The 22,866-nt window shown below is 36.8% G+C and carries 20 protein-coding genes; 19 read left to right on the top strand and 1 reads right to left on the bottom strand.

The annotated features are described in order from the left end of the window. The first annotated feature begins 7 nt into the window (after positions 1 to 7). The 18 genes from NYE36_RS09435 to NYE36_RS09350 all read left to right on the top strand — a co-directional run bounded on the left by NYE36_RS09435 (position 8) and on the right by NYE36_RS09350 (position 20,825). Positions 8 to 673 (top strand): hypothetical protein, encoded by a 666-nt coding sequence (locus NYE36_RS09435; protein WP_342496893.1) that lies wholly within the window; start codon positions 8 to 10, stop codon positions 671 to 673. Continuing rightward, positions 670 to 1,176 carry a hypothetical protein gene (locus NYE36_RS09430; RefSeq protein ID WP_342496892.1) on the top strand — a complete coding sequence of 169 codons (507 nt, stop codon included), beginning with the start codon at positions 670 to 672 and terminating at the stop codon, positions 1,174 to 1,176. Before NYE36_RS09435 ends, NYE36_RS09430 begins: the two co-directional genes overlap by 4 nt. Further along, positions 1,173 to 1,883 carry a hypothetical protein gene (locus tag NYE36_RS09425; RefSeq protein WP_069007082.1) on the top strand — a complete coding sequence of 237 codons (711 nt, stop codon included), beginning with the start codon at positions 1,173 to 1,175 and terminating at the stop codon, positions 1,881 to 1,883. Before NYE36_RS09430 ends, NYE36_RS09425 begins: the two co-directional genes overlap by 4 nt. Positions 1,884 to 1,923: 40 nt before the next feature. After that, positions 1,924 to 2,727, top strand: coding sequence for a hypothetical protein (locus NYE36_RS09420; protein ID WP_225045991.1), 804 nt, complete (start codon positions 1,924 to 1,926; stop codon positions 2,725 to 2,727). A gap of 18 nt (positions 2,728 to 2,745) precedes the next feature. Beyond that, positions 2,746 to 3,210 (top strand): hypothetical protein, encoded by a 465-nt coding sequence (locus NYE36_RS09415; protein ID WP_225045990.1) that lies wholly within the window; start codon positions 2,746 to 2,748, stop codon positions 3,208 to 3,210. 71 nt (positions 3,211 to 3,281) lie between these two features. Continuing rightward, the gene (locus NYE36_RS09410; RefSeq protein WP_095353070.1) at positions 3,282 to 3,638 is read left to right on the top strand and encodes a hypothetical protein; all 357 of its coding nucleotides are present in this window, start codon (positions 3,282 to 3,284) and stop codon (positions 3,636 to 3,638) included. Next, entirely contained in the window at positions 3,638 to 4,969 is a 1,332-nt protein-coding gene (locus NYE36_RS09405) for a pyocin knob domain-containing protein (RefSeq protein WP_095353069.1), read from the top strand. The genes NYE36_RS09410 and NYE36_RS09405 overlap by 1 nt, the downstream gene beginning before the upstream one ends. Before the next feature lie 13 nt (positions 4,970 to 4,982). Next, positions 4,983 to 5,258: a hypothetical protein gene (locus NYE36_RS09400; RefSeq protein ID WP_095353068.1), complete on the top strand. Its 276-nt coding sequence runs from the start codon at positions 4,983 to 4,985 to the stop codon at positions 5,256 to 5,258. Beyond that, positions 5,259 to 5,411 carry an XkdX family protein gene (locus tag NYE36_RS09395; RefSeq protein ID WP_095353067.1) on the top strand — a complete coding sequence of 51 codons (153 nt, stop codon included), beginning with the start codon at positions 5,259 to 5,261 and terminating at the stop codon, positions 5,409 to 5,411. An 18-nt stretch (positions 5,412 to 5,429) separates the two neighbouring features. Next, positions 5,430 to 6,278, top strand: a complete 849-nt coding sequence (locus NYE36_RS09390; protein WP_113766212.1) for a glycerophosphodiester phosphodiesterase family protein — start codon at positions 5,430 to 5,432, stop codon at positions 6,276 to 6,278. An 82-nt stretch (positions 6,279 to 6,360) separates the two neighbouring features. Further along, a complete protein-coding gene (locus NYE36_RS09385) occupies positions 6,361 to 6,846 on the top strand; it encodes a hypothetical protein (RefSeq protein ID WP_038458755.1) in 486 nt (161 codons plus the stop codon). After that, a complete protein-coding gene (locus tag NYE36_RS09380) occupies positions 6,846 to 7,262 on the top strand; it encodes a hypothetical protein (RefSeq protein ID WP_225045985.1) in 417 nt (138 codons plus the stop codon). Before NYE36_RS09385 ends, NYE36_RS09380 begins: the two co-directional genes overlap by 1 nt. A gap of 13 nt (positions 7,263 to 7,275) precedes the next feature. Next, a complete protein-coding gene (locus tag NYE36_RS09375) occupies positions 7,276 to 8,277 on the top strand; it encodes a site-specific integrase (protein WP_215601726.1) in 1,002 nt (333 codons plus the stop codon). 430 nt (positions 8,278 to 8,707) lie between these two features. Further along, positions 8,708 to 9,658 carry a hypothetical protein gene (locus NYE36_RS09370; RefSeq protein ID WP_241158056.1) on the top strand — a complete coding sequence of 317 codons (951 nt, stop codon included), beginning with the start codon at positions 8,708 to 8,710 and terminating at the stop codon, positions 9,656 to 9,658. Positions 9,659 to 9,741: 83 nt separating this feature from the next. Beyond that, positions 9,742 to 10,422: an immunity protein gene (locus tag NYE36_RS09365; RefSeq protein ID WP_124692888.1), complete on the top strand. Its 681-nt coding sequence runs from the start codon at positions 9,742 to 9,744 to the stop codon at positions 10,420 to 10,422. Between the two features lie 57 nt (positions 10,423 to 10,479). Then, positions 10,480 to 17,370, top strand: a complete 6,891-nt coding sequence (locus NYE36_RS09360; RefSeq protein WP_327973080.1) for a phage tail tape measure protein — start codon at positions 10,480 to 10,482, stop codon at positions 17,368 to 17,370. A 44-nt stretch (positions 17,371 to 17,414) separates the two neighbouring features. Beyond that, positions 17,415 to 18,176 (top strand): phage tail domain-containing protein, encoded by a 762-nt coding sequence (locus NYE36_RS09355; RefSeq protein WP_327973078.1) that lies wholly within the window; start codon positions 17,415 to 17,417, stop codon positions 18,174 to 18,176. A gap of 15 nt (positions 18,177 to 18,191) precedes the next feature. Continuing rightward, complete coding sequence (locus tag NYE36_RS09350; RefSeq protein ID WP_327973077.1) at positions 18,192 to 20,825, top strand: phage tail protein; 2,634 nt, start codon at positions 18,192 to 18,194, stop codon at positions 20,823 to 20,825. 108 nt (positions 20,826 to 20,933) lie between these two features. On the opposite strand, the gene NYE36_RS09345 is transcribed toward NYE36_RS09350, so the two are convergent. Further along, positions 20,934 to 21,521 (bottom strand): DUF6037 family protein, encoded by a 588-nt coding sequence (locus NYE36_RS09345; RefSeq protein ID WP_069007067.1) that lies wholly within the window; start codon positions 21,519 to 21,521, stop codon positions 20,934 to 20,936. Between the two features lie 516 nt (positions 21,522 to 22,037). On the opposite strand from NYE36_RS09345, the gene NYE36_RS09340 reads away from it, so the two are divergent. Then, on the top strand, positions 22,038 to 22,853 hold the full coding sequence (locus NYE36_RS09340) for a hypothetical protein (protein ID WP_095353056.1): 816 nt from the start codon (positions 22,038 to 22,040) through the stop codon (positions 22,851 to 22,853). The last annotated feature ends 13 nt before the right edge of the window (positions 22,854 to 22,866 follow it).

The following is a 22,866-nucleotide window of genomic DNA, read 5'->3' as shown; positions in this document are numbered from 1 at the left end:
TGATTAGATGTCTATAGATTGGTATCTAACCTCTTCTTCAAATTATTTGAGTGGCTGGGAAAACGAAGAGTTTAATTCAAACAAGTATGAAGTTTTCAAAGAAATCTTAGCAAATTCACCTGAAACTTACAACATTGAATTGAATGGTAAGCCTGAACAGGTGATAATTCAAACCACTCAGGACAGCGAAACAAAAAAAGTCCTTACAGTTTTAGGCTTATTAAATCGTGGAGATTTGATTTTGTATGACGGTAGTTACTGGCTAGTTAATTCACGTCCTACCGATAACAAAATGAATGACAGTGCTACTATGCGGCTTTGTAATTCATCAATTAGTCTAACATCTTCTGATGAACTAATTGATTCTGGGAAGATTGATGAAGTTACAGGGAGACCGATAAAGATTAAAGTACCTGGTGAGAAGGTTGACATCCCGTGTGTTTTAGAACGAACAACCTCAACAATTGGATCAGAATTGGCCATAAATATTCCTGAGGGACAGGCACACGTTACCATCCCCTTTATAAGACATGAAAAATTAAAGAAGGGTCTTTTTCTTTCTTTTTACGGCGAGGAATTCCGTGTTGATGATATAGACTACTCCAAAGTCTATGGAGACCATGGAACAATTAGACTTATAGCCAAAAAGAAAGTTGGAGGTGATAGCGAATGAGTATGATGGTCGAACATATGACAACTGTATTCAGAACCATTATGATTGATACAGAATTGAATCGTCTTTTATATTATAAGGATGACCCTCTCTCCTCTTCTCTCCCTGACGTTCAGACGTTGGAAAATTATTATGATCCAGTTGATGATTCTCCATCAATATTAAGCTCAATAATTAAACGTGCTCCCAAAACTGATGATTTAACCGATCAACCAATATGCAGACTTTGTGTTTATCTTGGCAATGGAATCCCTAAACCCTCGACCCAAAGTGTGATGCTGCTAGATCAAGACTTGATGATTGATGTTTATACACACATTAACACTTATGAGGAGACCGAATTCAGGAACCTGAAAATTACTGATCGTATTTGTGACATGCTCTTCAATCAAAATTTTGCGGGTATCGGTAAAAATGTTAAATACACAAGACTACTCATATCAAATGCACCTGAAGGGTACTTGGGATACAAATTGATATTCACTTTTGGAGCAAGTAAATGAATGTGTTAAAGGATTTTTTCTTTTTAGGAAGACCTATTAACACTGATGTCGGTGCTATCAGCTTTATTCGCTTAAGAGATTATCCAGAGTACATAAGTGAGCTAAATATGATGAAAATGAGCAAGAAGGAAATCATTAGAAACTTTTTAAAAATCAACAATGACGGTTCATTAAATGATTTAATTATCGAATTGAAGAAGAACAGCCTCTTCAAAATTGTTCATGATTACTTACCTGAATTTAACCAAGCTTATTTTAAAGTGTTTAGCAAAGTATTTGTGGACAAAGAGTCACTAAAGCTTATTGATCAGAAAGCATTTAATAATGTTAGAAAATTGATATTAGAGATGCATTGTTTGACTGAAGAGAAAATTGTTGAAAATGATGAATTGCAAGAGTTTAATGATTTAAATAATCAATTAAAGCTCCAAAATTCTCAAAATGATTTAAAGGACATCGTCAGCTGTGTGACTGCTTTTAATGGATATACATATCAAGAGGTAGCCGATATGACAATTTATCAATTGTACCTGTCATATTACAGAATGGGCGAAATAATGAATTATAACACTTCTGCGTTATTCGCTACTGTAGCAACTGATGTGAAAATCGGTGACTGGAATAGTCATGTAGATATGTATAAAGAAGAAAAGCACCACCTCAGTACAGCAGATGCCAAAAATTTAGAGCAATTATTCGGAGACTGATTTTCAGTCTCTTTTTCATTTTATATTAGGAGGAAAACACTTGGCAAAACAAACAGTTATCCATGAAGTTGGTAAGGTGCTAACCAAAAGACTTAGTGACCATAAGGTTGTTGCATCTTCTGTAACACAAATGACTCAGTTCGCCCAACAAGTCCAACAAGACTTTTTAAAAGGTGGATGGGGAAATAGAGACCTCTATGTCATCAACTCAAGCAAAGAGGTTTCAGGTAATGTAAAAAATGCTTTCTTTGATCTTGATTTTATGGCAATGCAGCAAGGTGTAAAAATTGAAAACGAGACGATTTCTGTATGGGAAGATGAAAGTCTTACTGTAAGTGATTCTGGCACAGTCAAAATCGCGTATACACCTTTATCAAAAGTCTCACTTACAAATGAAGACGGAGATCAACAAGAATTTGCTGTTTCAGACAAAACAATTACGGTTCCCGAAACGTTTGCTACTAAAGGGAACGTTGTAACAGCTCACTATCAAATTGAAGTTGATGCAGAAACAGTTGAAATTAGTGGTGAAAAATTCTCTGAGAACTATTACTTCGAAATCCACACACTTGAGTACGATCCAAAGACATCAAAAATTTACAGTGACCTCTATATCCAGTTACCCAAAGTTAATTTCTCTGGTGAAGCAGACATGTCTTTAGAAGCTGGACAAGCCTACACACCTGAAATTGGATACCGAGCATTAGCTGATGACAATGGCAAGATCGGTACTTTTGCACGTGTTAAGCGTAATCCTGATGGGACAAAAGGAGTTAAAACGGAACAAGAAGATGTGACATCTAAAAGCAGTGTAGACATTGGAACAACGCAAGAAACAAAATAACGTTAGGAGCTTGATATCTTGGCACTTTTAAATAAAGACGGAGACATTTACACTTCAGCTAGAGACGATGGAAATGGTAAACCGATCACTGACATTCATCTAAAATCACAAGAAAAACCCCTACAAGTTGACTTCCCTCAAGCTGGCTTGGATGCTATCAAAGGGATTCAAGTACAACCTCCTTCCGTGACCTTGAATGAAAGAGATCCAGGCTTCTCCTCTTTTAAAACGGATAAATTCACTGTTACTTCAACAGCTCAAAAAGTTACCGCAGGTATCACTGACAGGACAGCACTTACTATTTACCCTCCTGCAGAAGGCACGATTTACATTGGGAACTCAACTGTAACTGCTGATACAGGTATCCCATTGACAGCCGGTGACAAACCTTTTTCGGTGCCTGTTGCTGCTGGCAAAACGCTTTATGTCTATGTGATCAATGACGGTACTGACAGAGACGTAAGAGTATTTGAAGCTAAATAAATTGAGGGGATACTTCCCCTCTCCTTTTTAAATAAAAGTCAGTTTTTAAACAGACTTAGGAGGTGGAGTTGTTGACAGAAACCGATGAAAATATTTTAAAAACCATTCCAGATAAAGCAACCTTTACATTCCACGAAGCAACAACTGCCCCGTCTGAAGGTGAAGAATTTGTAGTATCACATTATCGGGATATTACTGTTAAGATCTCTGGTTCCTCAACTTCAAGAGAAATAAAATTCTTTGCCGTAGATGAAAATGGTGAAAAGACAGAAATTGCTGGAACAAACAAAACTGATTTTCAATTAGGTACGGGGACATTGAATACAAATGAAAACTGGGATTTCGATATTGCGGGGGTTTTCAAATTCATGGTTGAGGTTGTTTCCGTAAATGGAGATATAACGATTAAAGGAATTGCGGTGAGTTAATGAGTAGCAGTAAATTTGTAGGTCAGCTCAAACAAAACAATGAGCAAATTAATAATCTTAAAGATCAATTTTTCAGAACTGAATCTCATATGTCAGATCATGAAAAACGCTTGAATGACAAAGTTGATGAGTTCATGGAAAAGCAGAATTTCGATTTGAAAATGCACATTCAAAACAATGAGAATCCACATCAAGTTACAAAAGAACAAATTGGATTATCAAATGTACTCAATGAAGAGCAGGCTACAAAAGTGAATTTTGATAGCCATCTTGACGATAAGAAAAATCCCCATTCAGTTACTAAAAGCCAAGTTGGTTTGTCTAAGGTTGATAACATTCAGCAAGCAGCGAAAATTGATTTTGACGCTCACGATGCAGACCTCGATCGACATATCACAAAGGATGAGCGCAGTTATTGGAACAGTTCCGATGCAAGGTCAAAGTCTTTTTTAGCTGACCATACTAACGATCAATCAAACCCACACAAGGTTACTGCTGAACAGGTTGGGCTTGGGAATGTAGACAATGTAAAACAAGCCGCTAAAAATGATTTTGATGATCATCTGAATGACACCAATGTTCATATCAGTAAGTCTGATCGGGATAAATGGAACGCTGCTCAACTTTTCAAGCTCACTGCCGATGATGGAAAGATAATCTACAAAGACAGTTCCGAAAAAACGGAATACAATGATTTAATTACCTCCGGGTTTTATTTAATCGCTAACCAAGGGCTTCACTCCCCTGCTAACTTGTCCAATGTATATTTGGTTGTCATGAATTATGGTGATACAGTAGCCCAATTTGCTTTAGAAGCATATTACGGAACTCATACTTATTTCCGATTTAGAAAAAGCGATTTAACTTGGACTTCGTGGCAAACACATGAAACGACTGATGGAGCGCAATCCAGAGCTAATACTGCACTCAACTCAGCTAAAACCTATACTGATACCAAGCTTTCCTCTACGACATGGTACACTCCTACTTTACAGAACGGATGGGTTAATTACACTGATGTTAACTCTACAGATCAAACAGTGTTTAAAACTCGGTATACAAAAGATGCAACAGGGACTGTTTTTGTAGAGGGCGCTATAGCAAAAGGAACGATCGGTTTTGGAGTAGCAGCATTCACCTTACCTGAAGGCTACAGACCCGGAAGAGCGTTTCAGTGGGCTGGTGTAGCTTCCCAAGCAGGAATGTCAGGCATACCCCAGACTCACAGAACGCTTGTTGATACTGAAGGAAGAGTTATTATAGAAAGTTGTACAAATACCTCCAAACCCAATGATTACATTAGTTTCGGTTTTAATTTTAAGGCCGTGTAGGGAGAATATTATGATGCAAGTATACAAATATGACGAAAATTATATTTATGAATCCCCTGTTGTACTTGAAGACGATAGTCCGCTTCCTGATAATTGCACTACTATAGCTCCATCCGATGGTCTTTATATTCCCAAATTCAATCCTAAAACAAAAAAATGGGTTGAGTCCGCATCGAAAGAATACATTGACAGTTTAAAACCACTTGACCCAGAGCCATCGGAAGCTGAAAAAGTTAAAAAACAATTAAGCGACTTAACATATCAACTAATGGTGGATGGTGTACTTTAAATGAATTGGTATGAACTTATAAAAGATTATTACAATGACGGTAATGGTGTGTGGGATGAATATCGCGTAGCACAAGCTGTAGTAAAAGGCAAAATTACACCAGAACAGTACGAAGAAATTGTTGGAAAGAAATATATTGAACCAACTGCCTAATTATGATAATTTTAGATCATGAAAATAATAATTTTTACAACATTAACTATTGCTTTAGTCATATTAGGAGGATGTTCATTTAACGAAGTTGATTCATCAGCTTTAGGATATGGGAAAGGAAGCAGTAAAAAATACGAGCCGCTAATGATTGCACACAGAGGCGCCTCGGAAATTGAGCCAGAACATACACTGCTCTCCTATGAACGAGCAATAAAAGAAAAAGCAGACTACATTGAAATTGATTTACGACAAACCAAAGACGGTCACCTAGTCGCAAACCATGACAAGACTGTTGATCGAACCACAAACGGCAAAGGAGAAGTTGAGGATCTCACATTAGATCAGATTAAAAAGCTACGTACTGGAAAAAGACAAAAGATATTAACTATTGAAGAGATCATTAAAAAATTTGGACAAACTACAAAATATTATATCGAGACTAGAACAAACAACAAAGGCAAATTAGTAATGGAGAAAAAATTAATTGACATACTCTCTAAATATAAACTAATCGCTAATAACAAAGTTGTTTTAGAGTCATTTAGTGACAAAAGTCTAAAGAAGTTACATAAGCTAGACAGCGATGTTCCTCTTGTTCAACTTTTGAAAGATGAAGATATTAAGCCTATGAGCAAATCAAAGCTAAACGAAATAAAAAAATATTCAAATGTTGTTGGGCCTAATGCCAAATTGGTTGATAAAGGTTTTGTTGATTTAGTCCACAAAAACAATATGAAAGTACATGTGTTTTTTAATGCTGATAGAGAAAGAACACTCACACCAAAAATGCTTAAGTTGAAAGTTGATGGACTTTTTACAAATAACCCATCTTATACAGAGAAAGTTCTAAAAGAAGATTATAAATAAAATACAAGTTTTATTTAGACACCTCTCCCCTATTGAGGTGTCTTTTTTAATGTGTGCAGAGGATATATAAGGAGGAAATGAGATGGCATCGAAAAAATTAAATCTTGGGTTAATCGAAGAAAGTGTAAGTAAATATGACAAGAAAGAACGAGTGCAACTAACTGATGACGTTCATGTTTTTATTTACCCTTACTTCTCCCCTACCCGCTTAACTAAAATGCTTACTGAATTAATTACTGATCCACAAAATGCTCAAGAAAAAAACATTGACTTTAAAAGCATAAATCCTGTTCAATGGGGATTCTTTTCACTAATTAAAGAATTTACAGACTTGGGTATTCCAAGTGATATCAAAAACAAAGTAAAGTGGTTTGTTAAGCTTGTGGACTCTGAATTTTTCCCATTGATTATCAGTAGTTTCCCTGAAGAAAGCATGAAGAAATTTAGAGAAGCAACAAAGATGATGCAAGAAAATTTAGACAAACTGTCAAACATATCTCAAGAAGAAATAAATGATCTTATCCTTAATAAGGTCGAAGAGATTGAAAATGAACAAGAGGCTGAATAATGGCCAAGAATATAAAAGATATAGCAGCACTAATTGAATATGCCGCAAAGCAAGCCGTTCAAAAGCAATCCAGCACAAAAAATACGATGATTAAAACGGGTCAAGAGCATGTGCAATCTGATGTATATGACACATACGACCCTCTTGCATATGAACGTACATCTCTTTTGAAGGACTCCTTTGTCATTCAAAACGAATCTAACGGAATTTCATTAGACAATACCCGTGGAGACAACGGTAAGGATGTTGCCACGGTTGTTGAGACTGGTCAAGGGTACACGTATCCAGATAAATACGATTATGGATACGGAAAACCACGCCCATTTATGAAGAATACTGCTGAATCCTTAAAAGATGGACGATTAGTTGTTGCTATGAAGAAAGATTTAAATGCAAGTGGTATTAAAACAGAATAACGGTGGTGTATTAATGGCCAGAGAAATAAAACAAAACATGATGCGCTCTAGAGCCGAAAAGTTGCCCGAAGTCACGGATGAAATGTGGGGTCAGATTGATGACGAGCATAGAAGCTTAACACAAGAATTTCTTGATGCCCACTCATTCCGAGATAAAACCAGGAAGCAATACAACTCCTCTCTTCGTCAGTTCTTCTGGTGGGTGCATAATTCCTTGAATGGGAAGAAGCTTTACAAAATATCCAAAAGGGATTTCATCAGATATCAAAGCTTCCTGAAAAATAGAGGGATGTCTTCAAGTGGAATAGCTTTAAAAAAGGCTGGAGTATCTTCTTTAAATAACTACATTGAAAATGTTGTTGCTGAAGATGACGATAATTACAAATCATTCAGGAACTTCACAAGAGGTCTCCCTGCCATTCCTAAAACAACCACGTATGAAAAAGTAAAGGTTACTTACGATGAATACAGAACAATGATGAAAGTGCTTGAAGAAGATAAAAACTATTTGGGGATGGCTTGGTTAGCTACTGCCTTTAATGTAGGTGCCAGAAGAGCTGAAATCATTCAGTTTAAAACCGAAATCCTGAATTATGAGATACCTGAAGGTCAATCTTATGTCATGGCTCACAAAGTTCTCGGAAAAGGAAAAGGCGAAGGAAAACCCCTCGACTACATGATTAACACAGAAGCTCTGGAATATTTGAAGCTTTGGCATGAACAACGGGGATATGACCATGAATATCTATTTACTACACAGTACGGTGGCCAACCAAGACAAATGTCAGAGGGTTGGGCTGACTATTTTTGTTCTGATGTTCTTTCTGATATCCTCGGTCGCCGCATTAACCCTCACCTCTTTAAGGCCTCCTGTATTACTTACCTTCTTGAAGTCAAGAAAATTAAGATTGAGCTCGTGAGTAAATATGTTGCACAGCATAATGACGTTTCTACAACAATTAAGCATTACGACCTTCGTGATTTTAAAGAAGAAAAGAATCAAATCTTCTCGTAAACATTATGAGTCTCTTCAATCCTCACCAAAGTTCAATTGAGAATATGCAACTGCAAATTAATGAATTGAACGAAGCTGTTGCTGAATTAACTAGACTGCTTGATACTAAAGCAGATAAGAATCAATTCGGGTCTAAACAGATTGATGAATCTAAGATCAGTGACGGTAAAGTTCTTGTTTACAACGCGAGCACCGGTAAACTTGAATACGGAAAGATTAAGAAAAGCCTGTTGGGAGACATATCAATTGATTTGCTTTAGGCAGCACTCTTTATGAAATCCCTCTTTTATGCAGAATCAAGATCCTTCAAATGAGGGGTTTTGCTTACGTGTAAAATTCATGCACTCAATGGATAGCATTTTCAAACCTTGGCACAGAATCGCTTAAGTAAATCCATATTTAACCGATAATATTATCGAGGTGAATATTGGTGGAATTTATCGAAATTATAGAGTCGCTGATTACAACACCAAAATTAAGAAAATTAATTAGATTTATCCGTAAAGAGTTTCCTTCAAACGAGAGCCTCAATTCCGAGCAACAGTGGCAGAAGTTTGAATATCTAAAACAGCTGAGTGATAAAGATATTACTTCTGGAATAGCTAAGATGGCACGAATTGAATCAGGGTTTTTCTATTCCAAATATGCAATGTTTATTTTATGTATATTAAGTTTATCACTTGGGTCACTTAAATTTATATTTATGAATACACTACCAATTGGAAGCGAAGTTTATTTCATTTATTTGATAGTTTGTGTATTCACACTGCTAAGTGCTGTTATATTAGATATACGAGTGATGACAACAGCTACGTACTTTAAAACCCTTCTTGAACAAGCTAAGGCTGACAAAAAGAATGAAAAAGAGTCTTTACCGTCATCACAAATTGAAGTAAAGATTTATAAGGTGTGGCCTTTCTGGAAAAAGGACACCTTTTATATAAAACAAGCAAAATCCTTGGAAGAAGTCTTATTTAAATGGAAAAACAACGAAATAGCCTCTTACATTAGTGACCGTCTTGGATATTGGTCAACTAAAGATAAAAAAGCTGAACTTCAACGAATAAGAGGCTTAGATCTCGACACTTTAATTTTAGCTATAGCAAGAATGAAGGATATCGAAGAGTATTTCGATAATTCAAAGATTGTACCAGGCTTAACATCGGTAAGCACCTTATTCGTAACATATCTTGTATACTACTTCGCTTATGCTAACGAAGGTAAACCCACCATGGCATCGGTTACTATTGGAATTATGTTTTCTGTAGGGATATTTTATGGCATTACCTATGGTATGGATAGTAGTAGAACTTGTCGATCACGCGCAATTCAATACAGAAGCCTGTTGGAACAAGTAAAGTCCGAAATAGAGAAGAATTAATGCTTCATTTCTGCCCCCTTTGTTGGTTCTACACTTTTGGAAATCATGATATAATGTAGGAAAATAATACTGGTGGTGGTTGGATGGGTTATAAGATTATGGCTTATGGTGGCTATTTTTTATTCAGCCTTTTCTTCTGTTTGATGGATGGTTGGAGACCTCTGGGGGTTTGCTTAATAATTGGAGGATTGGCCTATTTAGCGCTCGAACCTTACAGAATAAAAAACGCAGCTCTTGCTGAAAAGATTAGAAAAAATGCTGAAATGCTAAAAGCCTACGATAGCGAATATAATCCTGATAATTTCTTTAGCACTTATAAAACAAAGATTGCTTACAATGAAGATAAAGAAACTCTCAAAGTATACCAGCTTAATGGCGAAGAAATAAACGAGTATGTTGTCCCTTTTGCCCAAATTATTCAATCTGAAATCTCACTGGATGACCAGGTGATTTCGAAGGTTGCCAAATCAGGGATTATTGCTGGAGGATTATTAGGTGGTGGAATCGGTGCAGCAATTGGTGGTTTGTCAGCCTCCTCTACTCAAACAGAAATGGTGAAGTCGATTACGCTTAAAATTACGGTCGAAAACCTCAAAAACCCTATACACTATATCCACTTCCTCCCTTCTCGCGAGGATGATGGATATGAGCCTCAAGGTTATAAAAAAGACGGAAATATCATACAGCAAGCTTTAAAAAACGCTGAGTATTGGCAAGGTGTCATGGATGTAATTATCAAGAAAACAAGTACAGTCGCTCAATAATTTGAGTGGCTTTTTTATTTGTGTTAATTTAGCCTACTTGAAAGGATGTGACTATTTTTGAGTCAGGATTTAAAAATAATATTGACCCCCAAAGCTGATACCTCCTCAAAGACTGTCGAACAGTTAAATCAGCAAATTAAATCTTTAGAGAAAAAGCTTAATTCCCTTAATTTAAAGACCAATATTGATGCCTCTGCTTTAAAGACTCTCAACGACTTCTCCTCTGCGGTTGACACTTACCAAAAACATCTCAAATCCTTCAACCAAACAGTTAAAGAAACTACAACGATTACCAGAAATGCTGATGGTACTGTTGAAAAGTTAACGCAGCAGTATAAGAAAAATGGCGAAATCATTCAGCGTGAGACAAAGACCATAGACAATCGCAATCAATCATTACGCGAACAAACGCAAGAAGTTAACAGGCTTGCTCAAGCGACTGAAAAACTAGGTCAGGTACAGAAAAGAACAGAACAGAAGAATTCTCAAGGACAAACAACGAAGGTTACTCAAAAGAATCGAAATGGCTTCGATGATATTACTTATACAACTGACCCAAAAACAAACGCTACTACATCAAAAGTAACAACGAACTATGATCAGCAACGAAAAGCAATTGAACAATTAAAGCTGGATTTAGAAAAACTTAGACAGCAAGGAATTGTAACTGACACCACCCTCTCTTCCCTTGGACGGAAATTAAATACTGCTCAAACAGCTCAACAAATTGAAGCATTACAAAACAGAATTAAGATGCTCGATGATAAGTCTGCTGCTGTGGCGAAAAATAATGAACTCAGAAAAACTATTGAGTTGTATCAACGCCAAGCGCAGGTAAACGTACAAAACCTTAATACTCGTTATGGCGATACGATGGGTGCTGGAAATAGGCAAGCCATCCAAGAATATCTGAATGCAGTTAATAGTCTTAACGTAAGTGCCGGCGGAAGCAATATCAGATCTCAAATGCAAAGCTTGAACATGCAATTCAGGGAATTAGCTTCAAATGCTCAAGCAGCCGCTAGTCAAGCCTCTTCCTTTGGTGCGGAGCTAACTCAAGCTTTCAAAAGTATGTCTACATATTTAATCTCCGGTTCTTTGTTCTACGGTGCTATATCTGGACTCAAGGAAATGGTATCTCAGGCTGTTGAAATTGATACTCTAATGACAAACATCAGACGTGTGATGAATGAGCCTGATTACAAGTACAATGAACTTCTTCAAGAGTCAATCGATTTAGGTGACACACTTTCAAACAAAATCACTGACATTCTCCAAATGACCGGTGATTTCGGGCGTATGGGCTTCGATGAAAGTGAATTGTCCACCCTAACAAAAACCGCTCAGGTTCTACAAAACGTCTCTGACTTAACTCCTGATGACACAGTTAACACTTTAACTGCCGCAATGTTAAACTTCAATATTGCAGCCAATGATACAATTTCAATTGCAGACAAGCTAAATGAAGTGGATAACAATTACGCAGTAACTACTCTTGATCTAGCCAATTCTATTCGAAAAGCAGGAAGCACCGCTTCGACTTTCGGCGTTGAATTAAACGATCTGATTGGTTATACTACAGCAATTGCAAGTACCACTCGTGAATCAGGAAACGTTGTTGGTAACTCACTTAAAACTATTTTTGCCCGTATAGGAAACAACCGAAGCGCAATCAAAGCGTTGGATGAAATCGGAATTTCTGTAAAGACTGCAGGTGGAGAAGCAAAATCTGCGAGTGAGTTGATTAATGAGGTAGCAGCCAAATGGAACACATTAACTGATGCTCAAAGACAAAACACTTCTATTGGCGTTGCAAATATCCATCAATTGTCTCGATTTAATGCCTTAATGAACAACTTCTCTATCGCTCAAAATGCCGCAACAACTGCTTCTAATTCTGCAGGTAGCGCTTGGAGCGAACAACAGAAATACGCAGATAGCTTACAAGCAAGATTAAATAAACTTCAAAACAATTTCACCGAATTGGCTATAGCTTCATCGGATGCCTTTATTAGCGACGGATTGATTGAGTTCACTCAAGCTCTGGGTTCTTTGTTAAAAGCATCTACTGGAATAATTAACACTGTTGGTTTCCTCCCCCCTCTTTTTGTAACGATTAGCACTGCTACATTATTACTCAGTAAAAACACTCGAATTTTAGCTACTACTCTTATATTAGGTTCAAAAGCAATGAGACAAGAAACTTTAGCTAGCATCGGATTAGAAGCAGGTATGACCCGTGCTGCTGTTGCATCAAGGGTTTTGAAAACTGCTCTTAGAGGGCTTTTGGTTTCTACAGTGGTTGGAGGCGCACTTGCTGCGTTGGGTTGGGCTTTAGAAAGCGTAGTTTCATCATTCGCAGATGCCAAAAAAGCTAAAGATGATTTTGAACAGAGTCAACAGACTAATGTTGAAGCAATTACAACCAACAAAGACTCCACAGATAAACTGATCAAACAGTACAAAGAGCTTCAAAAAGCTAAGGAATCAAGAACCCTTTCATCAGACGAAGAACAAGAATACCTTCAAGTTACTCAGCAATTGGCTCAGACCTTTCCCGCTTTAATTCAAGGTTATGATTCTCAAGGAAATGCTATTTTAAAAAGTAATAAAGCTTTAGAAGAGGCTATTGCAAATACTAAAGAATATCTTGAACTTAAAAAGACGGAAACTAAAGATAGTGCTAAGAAAACATTCGAAGACGCTGCTAAAGAAATCAAAAAGTCTAAGGATGAACTGAAGCAGTACAAACAAATTGCTGATTATAATGATAAAGGTAGACCAAAATGGGACTTCCTTGCTGATGATGACGATTATAAAATTGCAGCTGATAAAGCGAAACAAGGAATGCTTAAAGCGCAGTCCGATATCGCAAGTGGAAATGCAAAGGTTAGAGATAGTGTGCTCTCAATCGCCCAAGCATACAGTTCTATAGATATCAGCAACACTTTAAAGACGAGTATCAATGACATTGTTGGCAAACTCACTCTAAAAGATGATTTGAATCCTGATGATCTTGATAAATTCTCTTCTGCACTGGGTAAACTCCAAGAGAAAATGCAAACAGCGTTGAATTCAAACGATGAAAAAGCATTTGATAGCGCAAAAAAAGATCTTCAAACCCTTTTGGAGACCTATTCAAAATCCGGTTCTTCTATTGATATCTTTAAGTTGAGTTTTGATAAGGCACAAAAGAACATTAAAGATGGAGATAAGGCCATTTCTTCTGTTAAATCGGAAGTTGGTGATTTAGGGGAAACTCTTGCTGAAGCAGGTAATGAAGCTGAAGATTTTGGTCAAAAGCTCAAAGAAGCACTTGATGCAAATGATATCAGTCAGATTAAAGATGTAATCAAAGGCATGTCAGAATCAATGCAGTTTGACTCTGTTCAAGGCATTCTTAACGGGGATATTTTTAATAACACCAAAGAACAAGTTGCCCCTTTAAATGAACTTTTAGAAAAAATGGCTGAAGGAAAGAGCATTTCTGCCAATGAAGCTAATGCTCTAATCCAAAAAGATAAAGAATTAGCCAAAGCAATAAGTTATGAAAATGGTGTTATTAAGGTTAACCGTGATGAAGTAATTCGTCAGCGAAAAGTTAAGCTTGATGCCTATAATGACATGGTTCAATATAGCAATAAGCTAATGAAAACTGAAGTCAATAATGCCATTAAAACCTTAAACGCTGATTCTTTACGAATTGACAGCCTTAGAAAGCTTCGGAGAGAGCGTAAGCTCGATATATCCGAGGCAGAATTGTCTCAGCTTGAAGTTAAATCAATTAATAATGTAGCTGATGCGAAGAAAGAATTACATAAGCTTGAAGAAAAAATGTTGCAACCGGGTGGATTTTCTAACAGCCAAATCTCTGCAATGGATAGCGTTAGAGCTGCTCTTAAATCCTACATCTCAGCATCCGAAGAAGCTACGTCTACTCAGGAAACAAACAAACAAGCGTTAATAGAATCAGGTACTTCCCTTGAAAAATGGACAGACGAGCAAGAGAAAGCAAATGAAGAAACCAAAACGTCCATGTACGTGGCTGATAAATACAAGGAAGCTCTGGAGAAAGTTAATGCTGAAGTCGAAAAGTACAATAAGCAAGTAAACGACTATCCAAAGTATTCCCAAAGTTATCGAAATGCCCTGCAGAAAGAAATTAAAGCTCTTCAACAAAAGAAAAAGCTTATGCAGGAGCAAGCCAAACTCCTCAAGGATCAAATTAAGTCAGGGAACATTGCACAATACGGTATAGTTACCTCTTCCCTTTCCTCTGGTTCATCTTCTGGTGGTTCTTATTCTTCCGGTAACGGGTCTTACTCCGGTAAATACTCCAGCTACATTAATTCTGCCGCAAGCAAATACGGTGTTGATCCAGCTCTAATTGCAGCTGTAATCCAACAAGAATCAGGATTCAATGCAAGAGCTCGTTCTGGAGCAGGCGCTGCCGGATTAATGCAGTTGATGCCTGCCACTGCTAAAAGCTTAGGCGTAAACAATGTTTATGATCCTTATCAGAGCATTATGGGCGGCACGAAATATTTAGCCCAACAACTAAGCAAATTTGGTGGCAATGTTGAGAAAGCACTTGCTGCTTATAACGCAGGTCCTGGTAATGTAATTAAATATGGTGGAGTCCCTCCCTTCAAAGAAACACAGAATTATGTTCAGAAGATCATGTCAAACTACACCAAGTCAATGACTTCTGCTAATTCCTCCATTGCAAGCTACTACACGAAGAACAGCGCTTTTAGAATAAGTTCTAAATATAATGCGCAAGATGGCGCTTACCGATCCACCCCACATAAAGGTATCGACTTCGCAGCGAAAGCTGGAACCGCAATTAAATCGGTTCAAAGTGGAAAAGTTCAAATTGCTGGTTATAGTAAAACTGCCGGTAACTGGGTTGTCATTCAGCAGGATGATGGAAAAGTTGCTAAGTATATGCATATGCTTGATACCCCTTCTGTTAAAGCCGGTCAAACTGTTAAAGCTGGCCAGACCATCGGTAAAGTTGGTAGTACGGGTAATTCAACAGGAAATCACCTTCATCTTCAAATTGAGGAAAACGGAAAGACCATTGACCCCGAGAAGTATTTAAAAGGTGTCGGTACATCTATTTCAGATGCATCTCAAGCTGAAGCAGAACGACAGCAAGCAATAGCGCAAGCTAAATCCGATCTTCTCTCCCTCCAAGGTGATATTGATTCAGTAAACGATCAGATCCAAGAACTCAGATATGAGATCGTTCAATCGAAGCTCGATGAATATGACAAACGTATTGGTGATTTTGATGTAAGAATCGCTAAAGACAAAGCACTCGCTAGTCATTATCTGAGCGACAGTAAAGAATTCCGCAAGTATACAAACGATCAGAAAAAAGCTTTAACTGAACAGCAAAAGATCCAGAGTCAGAAGGTTTCTTTTATTGAAAAAGAGATCAAAACAAACAAAACTCTGAACTCTGCCCAAAGAGCGCAACTTGCTGAAGAATTAAAACAAGCTAAGATTGATCTCATCAATTTCCAAGAAGAAGTAAGAGAACTTCAGGGACAGCTCATCCAATCTAAGGTTGACGAAACGCTTAACGGTATTGAGAAATCCACCAAGAAAACTGAATCTAAGCTTAAAGATGTTAGCAACAAAATATCCATGACCGAAGAAGATGAAGACAAGGTTAAATATTATAGCCAACAGATTAAACTTATTCAGCAGCAACAGACTGAAGCGAAGAAGTATATCAAACAGTTGGAAGCTCAAAAGAAAGCTGCAAAAGGATTTCCAGATATTCAGAAACAAATTACTGAAGAGATAGAAAACTGGAAAGACAAGCAGAAGGATTACAATCTGGAGCTTTACAACACAAAGAAATCAATCAAAGATGTGTACAAATCCCTTGCTGACGAAGTTGTCTCCATCTATAAAGAGATGTACGAAAAGATGCGAGATATTGAATTAAAAGCGCACCAAAAAGCTACGCAGGACTTGATTGATGAGATTGATAAAACTGATGATGAAGATAAATACCAAAAAGAACTCAAAGAAAAGAATCAGGCTATTCAGGAAACCAAAGATAAGCTAAACAAACTATCCCTTGATGACTCAGATGAAGCAAAATCACAGGTAAAAGACTTAGAAAAGCAACTTCAAGAACAGCAAGAAGCATTAGATGAGTTTCTTAAAGATCGTGAAAACAGTAAACGAAAAGAATCGTTACAAGATCAGCTTCAAAAAGATGAAGATTCAATTAACAAGAAATATGATGATCTCGTTAATGATGAGCGTGGATTCAAGGAACTTGAGAAGAAGCTGATGGACGGAAAGATTACTGATATTGCTAAGCAACTGAATGAATTCTCTAAGTTCATTAACAGCAATATGGAGTCCATAGGGAAAAGCATCTCCAATAACCTTATCGATAAGCTTAAAGAAGCCTCTAATGCCCTTAATACTGTGACCAAAGGTAATAAAACTGGAAAAAAGGTATCTTCTTTTGCATCAGGTGGATATACAGGAACAGGACTCGGCGCAGGTAAACTCGCCTTCCTACACGATAAAGAGCTCATCCTTAATAAAACTGATACTGCAAACATCTTGGATACAGTAAAAGCTGTACGTGAGAACAATACTCCAAGTGAAGAGACGCCTAAATGGGGTCAAGGTGGGAAATTAGCAGCCTTGATTAACAAAGGAATCACCACTATTCCATCAATAATTCCGAATATTAATCAATCAAGTCTTTCTAATAGTTTGATACCGAGCATTCAAAACCTCTCTTCCCCACCAGACACAGCTAAGTCAGTAAATGGCACTATAAACAACAATGATTTTAAAGTTGAATTCACCATTAACGAATCAGGAAATCCTCAGAAAACAGCTGATTTTGTATTCAATAAATTTGCAAATGGTCTTAAAAACAAGGGCATAAATTTCAACAACTCATGAGCCAGCATATTTACTGGCTCTTCTTATTTTTGAGGTGATAAAAATTGATTAGAGAAAGCCTCTATTTTTTATTTAATGACGAAAAATCAAGTGACTATGGAGTCACAAATGTTAATACTGATTCAGGCTTGGTTGAAGAACCGTTTTTAGGCTCAAGAACAGTTAATGAAACTTATGTAAAGGGTCGGCCTGAACCCTACACTGAAGGTGTTAAACAGGAACCTAAGCAATTCCCATTGAATTTTTATCTCGGTGATCACTTTGATGAAAAGAATGTACGAGCAATTAAACGTTGGTTAAGTGTAGAGGATTTCAAGCCTTTTGCGTTTAGCCAAAACCTTGATATCGTTTATTATGCAATGCCTGTAGATACATCTGATTTGGTTCATAATGCCGCTCGTAATGGCTACGTCCGGTTAACTATGAAATGCAACTCCCCTTACGCTTATAGCCGAAATGCAATCACTCATGTATTTGGTATATCCTCCGGCTCTGAAATTGTTGAGTTGCATAATAAAGGCGATGTAAACATCTTCCCCTCTTTAGAAATATTGAAAACTGGCGATGGTGACATAAAAATCGAAAATCTCAGTGATTTCTCTGAACCATTCATATTCAGCAACTTAAAAGATAAGGAACTCTTAAAAATTAATGGCGAAAAAGAAATCATTGAATCCAATCTTTATGGGAATGAACGCTATGATGATTTTAATGACCAGTACTTGAGAATGGGCTTCGGAAGAAACAGATTAAAGGTTACTGGCAATTGTAAATTAAGATTTTCATTTAGATACAAGTATTTATAGGAGGGGGTTAGACATTTGATTACAATTCGTAAAGACACGGAAATTAAAGATATTCGTCTTTCCCTAGCCAAACCAAATAAAACAAAGATCGCAAATATTGATGAAATAATCAATCCTACGGTAACGCTTAATCACGGTAGCAATGTACACGAATTAACATTCTCAATTCCTTTAATGGCTACTTACGATGGTGTAAATAAACGGAATCATGTTGTTGATCTATTGAGACCTTGGTACTTAATAAAATCAGAATTTTATGGGCTTACAATCTGGTTTACAGTAGTCAAGAAAACCAAATCATACAGCAATGATATGGACACTATCCAGGTTGAATGCAAATCACTTCAATATGTACTTTCTAAGCAAGGTGTCATTAAGTATGAAGAAACTTCGAAAAATCTTAAAGAGGTCGCTACCGACTGTCTAAAAAATACTGAATGGTCTATCGGTTTTATTGATCCTCTCTTCAATTTAAAATACAGACAGTTTGATATTTCTTCTTCAAACAAGCTTGATTTTATGTATTCGATTTGTGAGAAATTCGAAGCGATTCCTGTTTTCAATACAATTGACTGTACTGTTGATTTTTACAAAGAATCTGATGTGTCTAAATATAAGGGACTCAAAATAACCCCTGCCCAATATATGATTTCCCTGGATGACATTGAGGATATGGATGATGTCGTTACAAGGATTTACGCTACAGGTAAAGATGGATTAAGCATCAACTCCGTAAATCCAACTGGGCAATCATACATAGACGATTTTTCATACTTCCTCTACCCTTTCCAGCGTGATCAGGAGCGAAATGTGATTCAAAGAAGCAATTACATGTCTGATGCACTTTGTCATGCAATTTTAGATTACAACGACCTGGTTAATAATGAAGGTAGCTCATTCTATAAACTTTTAGAAGAGAAAAAGAAAGCCGAGGAAAAAGAAACGTCATCGAATAATGCCTTATATACGTTGCAGCTTGATTTCCAAAAGATATTGGACAGGATTACAGTTGCAAGTAAAGCCGGCGATGATACTACTGATCTAATAAAGCAAAGAGATGCTAAATCAAAAGAAGTTGAATCAAAAAAAGAAGAAATTAAAGCAATACAAGCTTCTATTACACAAATTTCAACACAGATTACCGCCCTTAAAGATAAACTGTCTTTTGAAAAGAACTTCAGCACTGATCTCCAGAAAGAACTTTCAAAATACATTATTACAGCCGAATGGTCGAACGACAGTATCTTTGATGAGAATGAATTATATGACGCTACAAATGAAGAGCTTGAAAATCGAAATGCTCCTGCAGTTAATTTGGCATTGAGTTTAGTTAACTTTTTCAATTGCATTAGTGAAAAACATAACTGGGACAGGTTTTCTCTTGGAGATATCGTAAGGGTACAACAAAAAAGCTTCTATACCGATGTAAAAGCAACAATAACCGCTATTTCGATTGATTTTGAACAGTCTAGCTTGAGCGTTACAATTTCAAACGGTAAACGAGCTTCATCGGATTTTGAAAACATGCTGAAAACTGTTTATCGAACAAATAAAATCAGCACTGAGACAAACAAAAGGAAAATCAAGTACGATGAGGTTACTGAAAACTTTAATCGACGTAATGACAGGATTGCTGTTAAACCAGCCTCCCCCATTATTGCAAAGGACGGAACTGCTATTTCACATACGACCAATGATGACGGTTCTGTTGATGTGACTTTCCAATGGGACTATGTTGAATCAGACGAAGATCAATACAATATTGATGGTTTTGAAATTTATCTGCATGGAAGCAACAAAAATGAAGAGTATGTTTTCGGCTCAAAGATGGCAAGTGAAGACCTGAAGAATGTAAAGTATGACAAACGAGCTGCTACATTTACAGGACTCCCCTCCAATATGTACTACACCATTGGCATTCAAGCCTATCGACGAGTTGATGCAGACATAGAGATAACTCAGTTTATTGGATCTGACATTGTAAAATCTCTTCATACAAACGAAAATCCTTACCTCCCCTCTAATTCCGTTGAAGTGAAAGGAAGTCTCGATGGAAAAGTTAACGGACTTTATACAATATCTACAGAGACAAAGCCTATTGCGCCAGAATCGGGAACGATTTGGATCGATCCAAAGACTAATAAACAAGAGCTTTTTAATGGCGAAGAGTGGATTGTGTCTTCTGCGGGATCGGCTGATTCATTAAATGGTTACACGACTTCAACGCTATCCACGCCTAATACAATACCTGTACGTAATGACCAAGGAATCATTATAGGTTCCATAGATGGCAACGCTGAGTTTCTTGGGGGTAAACTACACTCAGAATATGCGCTATCCTCTGATGTTCCTCAGATGGCTAAAGGAACGTATGTGGGTGATGGAACAATTAGTAAACAAATATTGCTGCCTTTCACTCCAACACATATGAAAGTGTGGCCAGTGTCTTCCAATGATTCAATGCTATTAATTGATGAGACAGGGGGTTATATGTATCAGGTAAATGAAATGGGAATATCGCTAATTGGCGGAAACTCTACCTACGGAAGCATAAATGAATTAGGATTTATAACAGGCTCAGACAGTAATCAAAGAGGGAATAAATTAAACATCAAGTATATATGGGAAGCATATAGGCATGTAAACTAAACAGGCGTTATTGGTTACGTCTTTTTGTTTTAAAGCCCACTTTATTTATATATATTAGATTCCTTTTCAATCATTAAGAAATCGTCGATAACCTCAGTCTTTACTCCCCTATTTTTCTACTACAACATCAGGCAAATGAAATTCTTTTGATTCAGTCTTATGCTTTGTCCAAACACTGCTAATATTATGTTCTTTACACATTTGGTAGGCTTCTTCACCTAAACACTCTTTAGTTTTTTGCAGGTTTCTCACTTTTTCACCTTTGATATTGTTATCCTTCCATCCTTTGAAATAAATCTTCTCTCCATCTTCATAGGATGGACGATTCAATTCAGCTATTTCATGAATTGCAACTCTTGAATTAACATTAACCCTTTCAGGAATCTGGATATTTAATTCATCGAAAAAGTACTTTGGTTTAAAAGGATTATTCGGATCGTACTGTAATCCTAAAATCTCAACTAAAGCCTTGTACTGGTCTCTTTCAATGGAAGTTTTTATATCATAATCAGTACTTACGGACACGGAAAGGCAAAACAATTCAGAACGTATACCGATTAAAAGTTTATATGGTTCAATATCAGCTAAGAATATCGATTTAAAAAGTTTTCCGTTTTTTCTAAAATCAAACTTCACACGTTCCAAATTGTTTTCTTTCATATTCTGATGAAGAATTTCTAATCCATCTAGTTTCATGGCCATCTCCTTTTTTGATGTTTATCATTCAATTTTAATGTTCTATGGACTATTTTTCCACTAAACAGATGACTTTTAAATAAAATTCTTCTTTTATGCAAAGACTTGACCGTTTTCATACGATAATACCCCTTTTTTACTTAAAAATACCTTGTAAATTATATACCATTTTACCACTTGATCCCATAGTAGAAATTGTGTCATGATGGATTTTGGTATATAAAGTGTTTAACAGAAAGAGTGAGGGGATCAGCAATGAGTGACAAAAGATATGAATCTATACACTGGTTTGCGTCAGTACTAGCGTTTTTATTAATAATTTTGAATAGCTTTTTTATAAAAATTGAGGGTGTAACTGTTGGTATTGCGATTGTATACATAGTGATCATGGGAATTGTTAGGAGCAAATGGAAAAAAGCTTAGAGAGAAAAGACTGCAGAGTTTAGAAGAGAGAGTCGCGCACTTGGAAGAATTGCTCAAATCAATTACACAATAAGAAAGGACGGTGAATTTAGTTTGGATTTTCCTCAGCTCTATAACGACCCTACCCTTTCTCAAAAAAGGAAGGGTTCAATCGATGACCCTTATTTAAGCTTTAGTGAAACTTTAACTGTTTACAATGGTCGAGTCTTACTTACAGAAGTACCTAACCGTGAGTACAGAGTCGAGGTTAGTGGTGACAGTAAAGAATGGCGAGAAATTGAAGATGGTGAATTAGAAGACAACTACTTTAAGGTTGATTACCTTATGGGAGTTGTCTTTTTCAATGGTTCAAATGAAGGCAAATCACTTACTTTTACATATCAAGGAGAAGGTGCATCCTTCTTCCCTGCCTCAAGAATTTGGATTAAACGGCAAGGAAATATGGTAATTGAAACACTTCAAGGCTTAATTGATGATGCTGAAGATGCCATTATTCGTATCAACGAACGTATTGCTGAATGTGAACGTGTCACCAAGCGATGTGTTGAAATAACAAATTGGTGCAGACAAGCAACATCAGATTATGAGTATGTAGTTGAGAACACTAGGAAGATTTACTTGCCGTTTGTGTACACCTATCAGGATTTATTAAGCACTTATCCTTCCCCTCAAATTGGTTGGACTGTCACTGTAAAAGAAACAGGCATTGAATATCGATGGGATGGTTTTGACTGGATAAATATTAGCGTCTCAGATAAGTATGATGGTTTCAACATTGTTTCTAGCTATGTAGAGCCTTACAACATCAGGTCAGTATGGTTGAGAACGAACAATGCTCCCAAAAAGATGAGGATAAAACCTTCTGTAGAACCCCCTGACGGAAGTATGGTTTGGATTAGAAAAGGATAAGGAGGAGTATATA

This window comes from Bacillus sp. FSL R5-0593, assembly GCF_038603755.1.
GTDB classification, from domain to species: Bacteria; Bacillota; Bacilli; order Bacillales; family Bacillaceae; genus Bacillus; species Bacillus velezensis.
This window is presented reverse-complemented; position numbering and strand designations above follow the sequence as displayed.

Coding starts and splice junctions, on each gene's coding strand:
- NYE36_RS09390 (WP_113766212.1), top strand. CDS start 5,430: ATGAAAATAATAATTTTTACAACATTAACTATTGCTTTAGTCATATTA.
- NYE36_RS09425 (WP_069007082.1), top strand. CDS start 1,173: ATGAATGTGTTAAAGGATTTTTTCTTTTTAGGAAGACCTATTAACACT.
- NYE36_RS09385 (WP_038458755.1), top strand. CDS start 6,361: ATGGCATCGAAAAAATTAAATCTTGGGTTAATCGAAGAAAGTGTAAGT.
- NYE36_RS09395 (WP_095353067.1), top strand. CDS start 5,259: ATGAATTGGTATGAACTTATAAAAGATTATTACAATGACGGTAATGGT.
- NYE36_RS09365 (WP_124692888.1), top strand. CDS start 9,742: ATGGGTTATAAGATTATGGCTTATGGTGGCTATTTTTTATTCAGCCTT.
- NYE36_RS09375 (WP_215601726.1), top strand. CDS start 7,276: ATGGCCAGAGAAATAAAACAAAACATGATGCGCTCTAGAGCCGAAAAG.
- NYE36_RS09400 (WP_095353068.1), top strand. CDS start 4,983: ATGCAAGTATACAAATATGACGAAAATTATATTTATGAATCCCCTGTT.
- NYE36_RS09435 (WP_342496893.1), top strand. CDS start 8: ATGTCTATAGATTGGTATCTAACCTCTTCTTCAAATTATTTGAGTGGC.
- NYE36_RS09430 (WP_342496892.1), top strand. CDS start 670: ATGAGTATGATGGTCGAACATATGACAACTGTATTCAGAACCATTATG.
- NYE36_RS09345 (WP_069007067.1), bottom strand. CDS start 21,521: ATGAAACTAGATGGATTAGAAATTCTTCATCAGAATATGAAAGAAAAC.
- NYE36_RS09380 (WP_225045985.1), top strand. CDS start 6,846: ATGGCCAAGAATATAAAAGATATAGCAGCACTAATTGAATATGCCGCA.
- NYE36_RS09405 (WP_095353069.1), top strand. CDS start 3,638: ATGAGTAGCAGTAAATTTGTAGGTCAGCTCAAACAAAACAATGAGCAA.